Below are 13,712 nucleotides of genomic sequence, written 5' to 3' on the forward strand. Positions count from 1 at the left end.
ACAAAACCCTGTGGGAGCGAGCCTGCTCGCGAAGACGTCGGCACATCCGACATCTCTGTCAGCTGACCCACCGCTTTCGCGAGCAGGCTCGCTCCCACAGGGGAAACAGTGTTAACCGAACCATCCCGATTTTTGCAGGAGCAATCATGACCCGTCCAAAGAAAGCCGAGCCCACCGCGCACGCCGAGCCGTCGAGAATCCGTGAAGGCCTGCCCTTCCCGCTGGGTGCGACCTGGGATGGGCTGGGGGTCAACTTCGCGCTGTTTTCCGCCAACGCCACCAAAGTCGAACTGTGCATCTTCGACGATGCCGGCGAGGTCGAACTTGAACGCATCGAACTGCCGGAATACACCGACGAGATCTACCACGGCTACCTGCCCGACGCGCACCCGGGGCTGATCTACGGCTACCGCGTCTACGGCCCGTATGATCCGGCCAACGGTCACCGTTTCAACCACAACAAATTGCTCATCGACCCCTACGCCAAACAACTGGTCGGCCAACTGAAATGGTCGGAAGCGCTGTTCGGCTACACCATCGGCCACCCCGACGCCGATCTCAGTTTCGATGAACGTGACAGCGCGCCGTTCGTGCCCAAATGCAAGGTCATCGACCCGGCGCACACCTGGGGCAATGACCACCGCGTCAGCGTGCCGTGGGACAAGACCATCATTTACGAAACCCACGTGCGCGGCATCAGCATGCGTCACCCGTCGGTGCCGGAAAACGTGCGCGGCACCTTTGCCGGTTTGATGAATGACGATGTGCTCAAACACATTCGCAATGTCGGCGTGTCGTCGGTCGAGCTGTTGCCGATCCATGCCTTCGTCAACGATCAGCATCTGCTGCAAAAGGGCATGACCAATTACTGGGGTTACAACAGCATCGCGTTCTTCGCCCCGGACCCGCGTTATCTGGCCAGCGGCAAGATCGCCGAGTTCAAGGAAATGGTCGCGCATCTGCACGAAGCCAATCTCGAAGTGATCCTCGACGTGGTCTACAACCACACCGCCGAGGGCAACGAGCAAGGCCCGACCCTGTCGATGCGCGGCATCGACAACGCGTCCTACTACCGGCTGATGCCCGACGACAAGCGCTTCTATATCAACGATTCCGGCACCGGCAACACGCTGGATCTGAGCCACCCGTGCGTGCTGCAAATGGTCACCGACTCGCTGCGTTACTGGGCCAGCGAAATGCACGTCGACGGCTTCCGTTTCGATCTGGCGACCATTCTCGGCCGCTACCACGACGGTTTCGACGAGCGTCACAGCTTCCTTGTCGCCTGCCGCCAGGACCCGGTGTTGCGTCAGGTAAAAATGATTGCCGAGCCGTGGGACTGTGGTCCCGGTGGCTATCAGGTGGGGAATTTCCCGCCGGGCTGGGTCGAGTGGAACGACAAGTTCCGCGACACCGTGCGTGCCTTCTGGAAAGGCGACGATGGCCAGGTCGCCGATTTCGCCAGTCGCATGACCGCCTCGGGCGAGATGTTCAACCAGCGTGGGCGGCGTCCGTATTCCTCGGTGAACTTCATCACCGCCCACGACGGCTTCACCCTCAACGATCTGGTCTCGTACAACGACAAGCACAACGAAGCCAACGACGAGAACAATCAGGACGGCAGCAACAACAACCTGTCGTGGAACCACGGCGTCGAAGGCCCGACTGACGATCCCGAGATCAACGCCCTGCGCCACCGGCAGATGCGCAATTTCTTCGCCACGCTGCTGCTTTCCCAGGGCACGCCGATGATCGTTGCCGGTGACGAATTTGCCCGCACTCAGGACGGCAACAACAACGCCTATTGCCAGGACAGCGAGATCGGCTGGGTCAACTGGGACCTGAGCGAAGACGGCAAGGCACTGCTGAAATTCGTCAAACGTCTGATCAAGTTGCGCCTGGCCTATCCGATCCTGCGTCGCGGACGCTTTCTGGTCGGCGAGTACAACGAGGACATCGGCGTCAAGGACGTCACCTGGCTGGCTCCGGACGCCACCGAGATGACCACCGAGCATTGGCACGATGCGCACAACCGTTGCCTGGGCATGCTGCTCGATGGTCGCGCGCAGGAAACCGGGATTCGCCGTAAAGGCGCGGATGCGACGCTGCTGCTGGTGGTCAATGCGCACCATGACATCGTCAATTTCACCTTGCCGGAAGTGCCTGACGGCGGTTTCTGGACCTGTATGATCGACACCAATCAGCCGTCGATTCGCGGTCAGGAACGCTTCGAGTTCGGTCACCAATACTCGGTCACCGGGCGCTCGTTGCTGCTGTTCGAACTGCAACGTGATGAAGAAGACTGATATGGATCTGCATCGTTATCTCGGCCGCTGCCCAGCGGATTATCCGCACACCGTAGCGCTCGGCAATTGCCTGCGGGCGCTGGTCGAAGCCGGGCTGGATCGTTTGCCGTTACCGGGCAGTGGCCGCACGCTGGAACGTTTTCAGTGTCTGGCGGAGGTCGCTGGGCATGACCTCGGTTTGTGCAAACTGTTTGAAGGTCATACCGACGCACTGGCGATCATCGAACAACTGGGCGGCACGCCGACGCCGGGCAGCACCTGGGGCATGTGGGCCGCTGAACCGCCGCAGGCACGGGTCAAGGTCAGTCCGGCCGGGCACATGGTCGCGCTGCACGGGCGCAAGGCGTGGTGCTCCGGTGCTGCGGTGCTCAGCCATGCCTTGCTGACTGCGTGGGACGCCGATGATCAGCAACAACTGGTGGCGGTCGCCCTCGACCAACCGGGTGTGACCATCACCGAACAGGGCTGGCAAGCCGTGGGCATGAGCGCGACTGGCAGCGTTGAAGTGCTGTTCGACGGTGCTGAAGCGCAAGCCATCGGCAACCCCGGCGACTATCTGCAACGCCCCGGTTTCTGGCAGGGCGGTATCGGCATTGCGGCATGCTGGTACGGCGCCGCGCGGCAAATAGCCGAAGCATTGCGCACGCAGTGTGGGCAACGTCCGGAACCGCATGCGTTGGCGCATCTCGGCGCGGTCGACAGCGCTTTGCAGGCCGCCGCCGATGTATTGCGCTTCAGCGCCTTGCACATCGATGCGCATCCCGAGGACAACGCCGAACTGTTGGCCCGGCGTGCTCGCGCGGTGGTCGAACAGTCGGCCGAACAGGTGATGCGTGAAGTCGGTCGCGCCCTCGGCGCCGGGCCGTTTTGCAAGGATCGGCACTTTGCCCGGCTCAGCGCCGATCTGCCGGTGTTCTTGCGCCAGAGTCATGCCGAACGGGATCTGGCCGCGCTAGGGCAATTGGTGGCCGGGCACTCTATGGAGGCATGGGCACTATGAAAACCAATCCGATTGTCGGTCAGGGCACGAGCCTGCATCAGTGGCAGGCCTCGCGGCATCTGGCGGAGCTGGACAGCATCGACATCCTCAGTCTGGTGCCACCGGGCGCACGGGCAGTCATTATCGCGCCGCACCCGGACGACGAAGTGCTCGGTTGTGGCGGCTTGCTGCAATTGCTCGCCGCCGCTGGCAGGTCTCTGCAATTGATTTCGGTGACCGACGGCAGCGCCAGCCACCCCGGTTCCAGTCGTTGGCCAGTAGCACGGTTGAGCGTGGTTCGCCCACAGGAATCCGCCGAAGCGCTGCGCCGTCTCGGTCTGCCGATGCATCGCGTGAAGTGGCTGCGCGGCGGCTTCACTGACACTCAGGTCGCAGCGCAGGAAGCGCAGTTGGTCGAGTTCATCGAGCGTCATCTGCGACCCGACGACGTGCTCTTCACCACGTGGAGCGAGGACGGTCATTGCGACCACGAAGCCGTTGGCCACGCCAGTGCTGAAGCGGCGCGTCGGGTTGGCGCGACCTGTCATGAACTGCCGGTGTGGACGTGGCACTGGGCAACGCCGGAAGACGCCTTTGTACCGTGGCAACGGGCGCGCAAGATTCTCCTGACGCCAGCGCAAGTGGCGCGCAAACGCCACGCGGTGCACGCCTTTGCCAGTCAACTGGAAGGCGATCCCGACGCAGGACTCGGCCCGGTGCTGGCGCCTTATGTGCTCGATCGCCTGCTGCAACCCTTTGAAGTGGTGTTTCTATGAGTGTCGAGGATCGGTATTTCGACGGCCTGTTTGCCGGCAGCGACGACCCGTGGGCGTTCCGCGAGCGCTGGTACGAGCAGCGCAAACGCGCGATCACCCTCGCCGCCCTGCCGCGTCCGCATTATCGGGCGATCTTCGAACCCGGCTGCGCCAACGGCGAGTTGAGCGCCGAACTGGCCGCCCGTTGCGATCGTTTGCTGTGCTGCGACACCGCCAGTGCGGCGGTGACCCTGGCGCGCACGCGTTTGAGCCTGTTCGAACACGCCGAAGTGCGGCAAAACCGTCTTCCCGGCGACTGGCCGGAGGAAAAATTCGACCTGATTGTATTTAGCGAGATCGGCTACTACCTTGATGGCGAAGATCTGACAGAGGTGATCCGTCGGGCCAGTGATTGCCTGACTGCCGACGGTCAGTTCCTCGCCTGTCACTGGCGTCCACCGATCGACGATTGCCCGCTGAATGCGCGGCAGGTTCACGACCTGATCCACGAAAAACTGCATCTGCCACGCCTGGTTTTGCATCAGGAAGCGGACTTTATCCTTGAGATATGGAGCCGCGAACCGCGCTCGGTAGCGGCGCTGGAGGGGTTGCGATGATCGGCATTCTGATCCCGGCACACAACGAAGAAGACCTGCTCGACGAATGCCTGAACGCGGCCCTGCGCGCCAGCCGGCATGGCTTGCTGGCCGGCGAGCGCGTTGAAGTGCTGGTGGTGCTCGACAGTTGCACCGACCGCTCGGCGCAGATTGTCAGCAACTATCCGGTGCTGAGCCTGCACATCGACGCCCGCAATGTCGGCCAGGCCCGCGCGGCTGGCGCACAGCTGTTGCTCGAGCGTGGCGCGCGCTGGATCTCCTGTTCGGACGCCGACAGCCGCGTCGCCGATGACTGGCTGGTGGCACAGCTGGGCTTGGGTGCCGACGCGGTATGCGGTACCGTCACGGTCGAGCACTGGCACGAGTCGTTCGATGCAGCGGCGCAAATCCGCTACCACCGGCATTACCGGGCCTGTGATGGCCATCGGCATATCCACGGTGCGAATCTGGGCATCAGCGCCGACGCCTACCGCTGGGCCGGAGGCTTTAAACCGCTGGCCTGCGACGAAGATGTGCAGTTGGTGCGAGAACTGGAACTGGACGGTGCCAACATCGCCTGGAGCCATCGTCCGCAAGTGCTGACCAGCGCTCGCTTCGACAGCCGAGCGCGCGGTGGCTTTGGTGACTATCTGCGAAATCTGGCACAGATAGAGCAAAAAAGAGCGGATCAGATTGATCTGTGACGCGACGAACTTCACTTCATGAGCAATACTCTGCTGCGCGGCAATCCAGGGTTCGGAGCGTCGCGGGGCAATCAACCAGCCTTCACGGGTCGGTAGCGTCGGGCAATCACTGTCACGCGCACGACTGAGGGCGAGTCAACACAAGGACGTCATATCATGAAACCGTTAACCCTCAGCGACAGCAGTTCGTCGACGCAAATCTGGAACAGCGCCGCGCAACTGGACAACATCCCCGTCATCAATACCCGCAGTCTGGTACCCGACGGTGCCCGCGCCGTGGTCATCGCACCGCATCCGGGCGATGAAGTGGTGACCTGCGGCGGTCTGCTGCAATTGCTTTCAAGTCTGGGTCATCCGCTGCAATTGCTCTCCATCACCGATGGCAGTGCCAGCCATCCGGGTTCGCGGCAGTGGTCGGAAAAACGTCTGAGCGTGTTCCGTCCGCAAGAGAGCGTCGAAGCCCTGCGCCGTCTCGGTCTGCCGATGCACAGCCTGAAATGGGTGCGCGGCGGCTTCACCGACAACGCCCTGTGCGATCAGCAGGACCAGGTCAGCGAATTCATCAGCCGCTACCTGCGCCCCGGCGACGTGGTGTTCAGCACCTGGCGCGGCGATGGCAACGACGACCATGAAGCGGTGGGCCGGGCCAGCGCGCAAGCGGCGGAACAGGCCGGCGCGACCTTCCATGATGTACCGGTCTGGGCCTGGCACTGGCCCGAGCGCGACCAGCAACTGATCCCTTGGGAACGCGCGCGCAAACTGCGCCTCGACACCTGGACCGTAGCGCGCAAGAGCCACGCTACCCACGCCTATGCCAGCCAGCTCAACGGCGAACCGGCGATCGGCATAGCGCCGATGCTGCCACCGGTGCTTCTCGAAAGAATGCGTTTGCCCTACGAAATCGTGTTTGTCTGACGCCGTTTCGGGTGGGAGCGAGCCTGCTCGCGAAAGCGGTGGTTCTACCAACTCATGTATTGGATTTGCCGACGCCTTCGCGAGCAGGCTCGCTCCCACAGGTATTGTGATCAAACATGATTTGCAAGGAACTGCCGCCCCTCCCCATCAGTCGCATGAATAAGCGGCCCGCAATCCAAAGGAGTGAACGTGTCCAGCGATCCCGAGCGTCATGTCGTCGACGCGCCCGTCATCCATCGTCTCAGGGTGCTGACGGTCAACACCCACAAGGGCTTCACCGCGCTCAACCGGCGCTTTATCCTGCCGGAACTGCGTGAAGCGGTGCGCAGCACTTCGGCTGACCTGGTGTTTCTGCAGGAGGTGGTGGGTGAACACGAGCGACATTCGAGTCGTTACAACGAATGGCCGCAAACCTCGCAATACGAATTTCTCGCCGACAGCATGTGGAGCGATTTCGCCTATGGGCGCAACGCCGTCTACCCCGACGGCCACCACGGCAATGCGCTGCTGTCGAAATACCCGATCCGTGAGTACCGTAACCTTGATGTCTCGATCACCGGCCCTGAACGTCGCGGCCTGCTGCACTGCGTGCTCGACGTGCCGGGGCACGCCGAGGTCCACGCGATCTGTGTGCACCTGAGCCTGCTGGAAAGTCATCGGCAATTGCAGTTGCAGCTGCTGTGTCAGTTGCTCGAATCCCTACCCGACGACGCCCCGGTAATCATCGCCGGCGACTTCAACGACTGGCAGCTTCAGGGCAATGTCGCCCTCGCCCGTCGCGACTATCTGCACGAAGCCTTCGAGCGTCATCACGGGCGCCCGGCCAAGACTTACCCGGCGCGTTTTCCGCTGCTGCGGCTGGACCGGATCTACCTGCGCAATGCCAGCAGCCATGACCCACAGATCCTCGGCAACAAGCCGTGGACTCATCTGTCGGATCATTTGCCGCTGGCGGTGGAAGTGCATCTGTAAGCGCGATTCTGACAAGACCGTCCGTCAGTCCTGCTTGAACCGTGAGCAAATTCATCTACACCTAAAAAAGCTCAAGGAGTAGCGCATTCAATCCGTTAGGCCATGGATTTGATGTAGGGCATCAACTGTAGATGATGCCCAATTCATGGCACACCCAAGGATGAATTCCCCGAATTTGCCGTAGGGAATGACCATGCCGCGCTACTCCACACCTCTGCGGTCACTACCGCACGTCTTGCTCCTGCCTGCTTCTCTGCTGATGTTAACCAGCCACCCCGCTTCTGCGGCCTGCAACCTGGTGCCCGGACCAGGCAATGACAACTTCACCTGTGACAGCGGCACAAGTGGTCCACTGACGGATCTCGCCGGCAACAACAGCCTGACCTTCCCCGCCAACGGCACAGGCCAGATCAATGGCAGCGTGACCTTTGGCGCGGGTGCCGACCGGGTCGAGATCAATTCCGGCGTCATCACCGGCGCGGTCAGTCAGGGCAACGGCGTCGATGATTTCGTCATGAATGGCGGTTCAATCGGTTCGCTGGCCCAAGGCGACAGCCGCGATACGTTCCTGATGACCGGTGGCACCATCGTCGGCGCCTTCGAGGACGGCGATGTCGCGCGCATGACCGGTGGCACGATCGGCCGGGTCGACATGAAACTCGACAACAACATTTTCGACATGTCCGGCGGGCAGATCCTCGGCAATCTGGTAACCGGGTTCGGCACCGATACGATCATCGTTTCCGGCGGCCGCATCGGCGGCAACATCAGTGTCAGCGGCGGTAACGACAGCATCACCGTCAGTGGTGGGGAAATCGTCGGCGAGATTCGCGCCAGCGTCGGTGATGACCGTTTCCTGTGGGACGGCGGCGGCATTATCCGCTCGGCGATCCTGATGGACGTCGGCAATGACACGGCTACCCTGCGCAATCTTGGCGACAGCATTCTCACGCTGACGCCCAGCGTGGACGGCGGCGTCGGCACCGATACGTTGACACTGGACAACACGCGCACCGCCCTGCCTGCGCGCTTGATCAATTGGGAAACGGTCAACCTGAGCAATGCCTCGCAGCTTGATCTGGGTTCGTCCAGCCTGGTGCTGGGTGACGCGGGAACCGGCACGGGCGCGTTGAACATCGACGCCAGCAGCACCCTGTTTTCCACTCAGGGCAGCGTTGTGCCAGCGCTGACGGGACAAAGCGTGACGCTCAACAACGCCGGGATCATCGACCTGACACAAGGCAACAGCCGCACCAACGACACACTGACCGTGCAAGGCAACTACGTCGGTAATCGTGGTCAGTTACTGCTGCAAAGCACCGTGGCTGGTGACGATTCAGCAAGCGACAGACTGATCGTCAACAACGGCGGCCTGGAGGGTTCGACGGTCATCAGTGTCAGCAACGTCGGCGGTCTGGGCGCACTGACTCAGGTAAATGGCATTGAACTGGTGCAGGCACAAGGCAGCGCTGTCAGCAGCAACACGGCATTTACTCTCAGCGGCCCGGTGTCGACCGGCGCTTACGATTACTACCTGTTCAAGGGTGGCGTCACCGCCGGCACCGAGAACAACTGGTATCTGCGCTCAGCCGTTGTCGCACCGCAATTGATGAGCGTGCCCAATCCCGATCCGGCATTACCGCCGCTGCTGGTTCCGGTCGTGGCCACGCCCGTTGCAGCGGCCATCACCCCGCTCGACGGCGAGTCCGGTGAAGCGCTGTCCATTGCCTCGCTGCCGGTGTTACCTGCCGCCGTGGCCGGCGCCGCGCCAATTCCTCTGTATCGCCCGGAAGTACCGACCTGGTCGGTGTTGCCGCCCGCTGCCGCGCAACTGACGCTGAATGCACTGGGCACGTTTCATGATCGTCAGGGCGATCAGCGCCTGCTCAGCGAAACCGGCGCATTTGGCGCCGGTTGGGGCCGGGTCTACGGCAAGAATCTCGAGCAGACCTGGGCCGGTACGGTGACTCCGCGTCTGGACGGCTCGCTTAATGGCTTTCAGGTCGGCAATGATCTGTACAGCTCGCAGACTTCCGGCGGTCAGAACCAGCGCGTGGGGTTCTTCGTCGGCCACAGCCGTTTGCAGGGTGATGTCGACGGTTTCAACGAGGGCTTCCAGCACAACAGCGCCGGCAAGATCAAACTCGAAGGCGACAGCTATGGCCTGTACTGGACGCTGACCGACCCTTACGGCTGGTACGTCGACACCGTGGTGATGGGCACCCGTTTTGACGGCGACAACCATTCCGATCGTGGCGTCAAACTGGACAATCGCGGGCACGCGCTGACCTTGTCGGCCGAAGCCGGTTATCCATTGCCGATCAGTGACACGTGGGTGATCGAGCCGCAGGCGCAGGTCATCCACCAGAAAATCTCCCTCGACAGCCAGGACGATGGCATTTCACGCGTCTCGTTCGATTCCGACGGTGCCTGGACCGGTCGCCTCGGTGCCCGCCTCAAGGGCCGTTATCAAGTCAGCGGGCTGCCGGTGGAACCGTACTTGCGCGCCAATCTATGGCATACGTTTTCCGCTACTGACTCGGTGACATTCGGCGCCAGCGATGTCATCAGCACCGAACAGAAATCCTCGACAGCAGACATTGGCTTGGGCGTCGTGTTGACCCTCGACCGCGCCGTCAGTGTGTACGCCAGTACCGATTACAGCAGCAATATTGACAGCACTGACGTGCGCGGCGTGGTCGGCAACCTGGGTGTGCGCATTAGCTGGTAGACCTTCCGTCGGCAATCAAACCTCTCTACCTCTGAGCTTTTCCTGCGTTTTTCCATGCAAACAACCACTTAGTTATGTGCAGAAAAACAAACGCTTGCAAAGCCCGTTTTGCCACTACCGCTCATCGTTCAATTTCTTGACGGGCACGCTCGACTCTTCTTATCTCAACCTTAACTACCCCCGGAATCACAACCCGGGACGAACCTTCGGACACTCGCGAAAACGAGCGACCAGGGTTTGTCCCGCTCCATTCGGTCGCCCCTCGTTCGGGGTAGGAGAGACGCCACACAGAGAGAATGCATGCGCCTGCAAGGTAGACCTCCATGAAAACGCCCATCACCCCACACGAGATCAAAATCACTTTTTGCACAGTGTCGAGTTCTATCTTGCTGTGCTCATCCATGGAGGCGCAGGCCGGTCCTGCGGCGGATGAAACCACCCCGTGGTATCGCGCGGACGTGCCGGTCATGACACTGCCCGTCACCGTCATTACCCCCGGCCCGCAACGCTTGAGCCCACGCCCGGACTTGCAGGGGGCGAACCTGATCACCGAAGACCTCGCCCCGTCAGCCTGGAATGAGTTGTACGGCAGAAGTGCGCGTCAGGCACAAACCGATGTGCTGTCGTCGGGTTACGCAACACCCGGCAGCGGCGACTTCAAAGGACCAGCCGTGCTGACTCTGCAAAGTGGCAGCCATACCCAGACCATCGGCCTGATCGGCGGCCTCAACCAGATTCAAGCCAATGCCAATGGCCTGCTCACCAGCCGCGCCTTGGCAGACCCGAACAGCGACACCCTTAATCTGCAAGGCCAAAGCCTTGGCGCCTACTACAGCCTGAGCGGAGCTCAGGGCTGGCACGTGGATTTATCCGCCAGTGGCGGCCGGGTCAGCGGTTTCAGTCGCAACGAACAGGGCGCACGACAAGCCACCGAGGGCAGCGCACTGACGCTGTCAGTAGAAGGCGGTTATCCGATTGGCCTGAGCGAAAACTGGGTGGTCGAACCGCAGGCGCAACTGATCAATCAACGCATCACCCTCGACACACCCTACGCCGGTTCGGGCAATGCCTCCTCCACCGATCTGACAGCCTGGAGCGGCCGCGTCGGTGCACGTTTGAAAGGCAGTTACGATTTGAATGGCCTGCCGGTCGAACCCTATGTGCGCACCAACCTCTGGCACACGGTGTACACCGGCAATACCGTGACACTGGATCAGGTCGACAAGATCAGCAGCAGCCGCAAGTCATCCACTGTTGAGTTGGGCTTGGGCCTGGTGGCGCGGGTGACGCCGGCGGTGAGTCTGTATGTCAGTGCCGATTACAGCAGTGATGTCGATGACAATGATTTGAACGGGATCATTGGCAGCCTTGGGGTGCGGATGCGTTGGTGAGCGGTGAGCGGTGAGCCGGATTTTGAAGGTGTCTGAACCGGCGCCTTCGCGAGCAGGCTCGCTCCCACATTTGGAATGTATTCCCCCTGTGGGAGCGAGCCTGCTCGCGAATGCAGCGACGCGGTCTCGGATCAGCCCTCCGGTTTGAGGATCAACACCGCCAACGGCGGCAGGTTCAGCTCCAGCGACAACGACTGGCCATGGCTCGGCACCTCTTCGGTCTCCGCCCCGCCACCATTGCCATAGTTGGACCCGGCATAAATCCCCGCGTCACTGTTGAGCAACTCAGTCCAGCGCCCGGCAAACGGCACACCGACGCGATACGCCTGACGCGGCACCGGCGTGAAGTTGGCCACCACCAGCACCGGTTTGCCGTCCTTGCTCCAGCGTAGCCAGGCATAAACGCTGTTGATCGCATCGTCGCCGATCAACCATTGAAAGCCCTGCGGCGCGTCGTCCTGATCGTGCAGCGCCGGCTCGTCGCGATACAGCCGATTGAGGTCGCCCACCAGCTTCTGTACGCCTTTGTGCTCGGAGTACTGCAGCAGATACCAATCGAGCTGTTGATCGTGATTCCACTCGCGCCATTGACCAAATTCGCAGCCCATGAACAACAGTTTCTTGCCCGGATGGGTCCACATGAAACTCAGATAGGCGCGCAGGTTGGCGAATTTCTGCCAGCGGTCGCCGGGCATCTTGTCGATCAGCGAATGCTTGCCGTGCACCACTTCGTCGTGGGAGATCGGCAGGATGAACCGCTCGGACCAGGCGTAGACCAGGCCAAAACTCAGTTCGTTGTGGTGATGCGCGCGATACACCGGATCCTGCTGGATGTAATGCAGCGAATCGTGCATCCAGCCCATGTTCCATTTGTAGGCGAAACCCAATCCGCCCTGCTGCGTACTTTGGCTGACGCCGGGCCATGCCGTGGATTCCTCGGCGATGACCAGCGCACCCGGCGCTTCCAGTTCAACCACATCGTTCAAGTGCCGCAGGAAGTCGATGGCTTCCAGATTTTCCCGACCACCATGACGGTTCGGCACCCATTCACCGGCCTTGCGCGAATAGTCGCGATAAAGCATCGAGGCCACCGCATCAACGCGCAAACCGTCGACATGGAAATGTTTCAACCAGTGCAGCCCCGACGCCAGCATGTAACCGTGCACTTCGGTACGACCCAGGTTGTAGATCAGCGTGTCCCAATCCTGATGGAAGCCTTCCAGCGGATTGCCATACTCGTACAGCGCGGTGCCGTCGAACTGCGCCAGACCATGGGTATCGGTGGGGAAATGCGCTGGTACCCAGTCGAGGATCACACCGATCTCCGCCCGGTGGCAGGCGTCGACGAATTCGGCGAACTGCGCCGGGGAACCATAGCGCGCGCTCGGCGCGAACTGCGAAAGCAATTGATAACCCCAAGAGCCACCAAACGGGTGCTCCATGATCGGCATCAGTTCGATATGGGTGAACCCCAGTTCCTTGACGTACGGGATCAACCTTTCAGCAAGTTCCGGCCAGGTGTACTGGCGCGCCACTTCGCCCAGATCGTCCAGCTCGCATTGCCAGGAACCGGCATGCAGTTCGTAGATCGACAGCGGCGCCGAGTGTTTCTGCCGGTCGCGTCGGCTGCTCATCCAGTCCTGATCCTGCCAGTCGATTTGCAGCGGTTCGGCGACTTTCGACGCGGTGTCCGGCGGCAGGCTGGTGGCCAGTGCCATCGGGTCGGCCTTGAGCGGCAGAATGCCGTGGGCACCAAGAATCTCGTATTTGTACAACTCGCCCGCTTGCAGGCGCGGAATGAACAACTCCCAGACCCCGGACGGATGACGCAAGCGCATGGGATGACGGCGGCCGTCCCAGACGTTGAAATCACCGACCACCGACACGCGCCGGGCATTCGGCGCCCACACGGCGAAACGCACGCCGTCGACACCATCCACGGTTTTCAGTTGGGCGCCGAGGCAGGCACTGAGGTCGCGATGATTGCCCTCGGCGAACAGATACAGATCCATTTCGCCGAGCAACTGGCCGAAGCTATACGGGTCTTCGGCGACTTGCTCGCCGCCGGCCCAGCGCGTGCGCAACTGATACGGTCGCGCCTGATCGAAATGGCCGACAAACAGCCCCGGCGTTTCAGTCTGCGCCAACGGACCGCGCTCTTCACCGCTGTCCTTGTCCAGCACCACGACGCTCAATGCACCGGGCAGATAAGCGCGAATGAACTGCCCGCCAGCGCCATCGCCGTGCGGGCCAAGAATGGAAAAAGGGTCCTGATGTTCAGCGCGGACCAAGGCATCGATATCTTTCGCCGAGGGCAGCAGTGCTTCTTTGACCTGACCCTGTTCCTTGTTCGAGAAACTCAT

The 13,712-nt window shown here is 61.4% G+C and carries 10 protein-coding genes; 9 read left to right on the plus strand and 1 reads right to left on the minus strand.

The window, feature by feature from the left end; translation table 11 throughout:
- Positions 1-146: 146 nt before the first annotated feature.
- From glgX to L8H52_RS18010, 9 genes are all read left to right on the plus strand, one after another.
- Positions 147-2,306 (plus strand): glycogen debranching protein GlgX, encoded by a 2,160-nt coding sequence (gene glgX, locus L8H52_RS17970; RefSeq protein ID WP_242208023.1) that lies wholly within the window; start codon positions 147-149, stop codon positions 2,304-2,306.
- Position 2,307: 1 nt separating this feature from the next.
- A complete protein-coding gene (locus L8H52_RS17975) occupies positions 2,308-3,306 on the plus strand; it encodes an acyl-CoA dehydrogenase family protein (protein ID WP_242208022.1) in 999 nt (332 codons plus the stop codon).
- Positions 3,303-4,061, plus strand: a complete 759-nt coding sequence (locus tag L8H52_RS17980; protein ID WP_242208021.1) for a PIG-L family deacetylase — start codon at positions 3,303-3,305, stop codon at positions 4,059-4,061. Before L8H52_RS17975 ends, L8H52_RS17980 begins: the two co-directional genes overlap by 4 nt.
- The gene (locus L8H52_RS17985) at positions 4,058-4,657 is read left to right on the plus strand and encodes an SAM-dependent methyltransferase (protein ID WP_242208020.1); all 600 of its coding nucleotides are present in this window, start codon (positions 4,058-4,060) and stop codon (positions 4,655-4,657) included. Before L8H52_RS17980 ends, L8H52_RS17985 begins: the two co-directional genes overlap by 4 nt.
- Positions 4,654-5,340, plus strand: a complete 687-nt coding sequence (locus tag L8H52_RS17990; RefSeq protein ID WP_242208019.1) for a glycosyltransferase — start codon at positions 4,654-4,656, stop codon at positions 5,338-5,340. Before L8H52_RS17985 ends, L8H52_RS17990 begins: the two co-directional genes overlap by 4 nt.
- A 156-nt stretch (positions 5,341-5,496) precedes the next feature.
- On the plus strand, positions 5,497-6,255 hold the full coding sequence (locus L8H52_RS17995; RefSeq protein ID WP_242208018.1) for a PIG-L family deacetylase: 759 nt from the start codon (positions 5,497-5,499) through the stop codon (positions 6,253-6,255).
- A gap of 189 nt (positions 6,256-6,444) precedes the next feature.
- Positions 6,445-7,227, plus strand: coding sequence for an endonuclease/exonuclease/phosphatase family protein (locus L8H52_RS18000; RefSeq protein WP_122661320.1), 783 nt, complete (start codon positions 6,445-6,447; stop codon positions 7,225-7,227).
- A gap of 259 nt (positions 7,228-7,486) precedes the next feature.
- On the plus strand, positions 7,487-9,958 hold the full coding sequence (locus L8H52_RS18005; RefSeq protein WP_242208017.1) for an autotransporter outer membrane beta-barrel domain-containing protein: 2,472 nt from the start codon (positions 7,487-7,489) through the stop codon (positions 9,956-9,958).
- A gap of 323 nt (positions 9,959-10,281) precedes the next feature.
- A complete protein-coding gene (locus L8H52_RS18010) occupies positions 10,282-11,349 on the plus strand; it encodes an autotransporter outer membrane beta-barrel domain-containing protein (protein WP_242208016.1) in 1,068 nt (355 codons plus the stop codon).
- A 131-nt stretch (positions 11,350-11,480) separates the two neighbouring features.
- On the opposite strand, the gene glgB is transcribed toward L8H52_RS18010, so the two are convergent.
- The gene (glgB, locus tag L8H52_RS18015) at positions 11,481-13,712 is read right to left on the minus strand and encodes a 1,4-alpha-glucan branching protein GlgB (protein ID WP_242208015.1); all 2,232 of its coding nucleotides are present in this window, start codon (positions 13,710-13,712) and stop codon (positions 11,481-11,483) included.

The organism is Pseudomonas sp. CROZ-RG-20F-R04-15 (assembly GCF_022662375.1).
Classification (GTDB): Bacteria; Pseudomonadota; Gammaproteobacteria; order Pseudomonadales; family Pseudomonadaceae; genus Aquipseudomonas.

Coding starts and splice junctions, on each gene's coding strand:
- glgX (WP_242208023.1), top strand. CDS start 147: ATGACCCGTCCAAAGAAAGCCGAGCCCACCGCGCACGCCGAGCCGTCG.
- L8H52_RS17975 (WP_242208022.1), top strand. CDS start 2,308: ATGGATCTGCATCGTTATCTCGGCCGCTGCCCAGCGGATTATCCGCAC.
- L8H52_RS17980 (WP_242208021.1), top strand. CDS start 3,303: ATGAAAACCAATCCGATTGTCGGTCAGGGCACGAGCCTGCATCAGTGG.
- L8H52_RS17985 (WP_242208020.1), top strand. CDS start 4,058: ATGAGTGTCGAGGATCGGTATTTCGACGGCCTGTTTGCCGGCAGCGAC.
- L8H52_RS17990 (WP_242208019.1), top strand. CDS start 4,654: ATGATCGGCATTCTGATCCCGGCACACAACGAAGAAGACCTGCTCGAC.
- L8H52_RS17995 (WP_242208018.1), top strand. CDS start 5,497: ATGAAACCGTTAACCCTCAGCGACAGCAGTTCGTCGACGCAAATCTGG.
- L8H52_RS18005 (WP_242208017.1), top strand. CDS start 7,487: ATGTTAACCAGCCACCCCGCTTCTGCGGCCTGCAACCTGGTGCCCGGA.
- L8H52_RS18010 (WP_242208016.1), top strand. CDS start 10,282: ATGAAAACGCCCATCACCCCACACGAGATCAAAATCACTTTTTGCACA.
- glgB (WP_242208015.1), bottom strand. CDS start 13,712: ATGAGTTTCTCGAACAAGGAACAGGGTCAGGTCAAAGAAGCACTGCTG.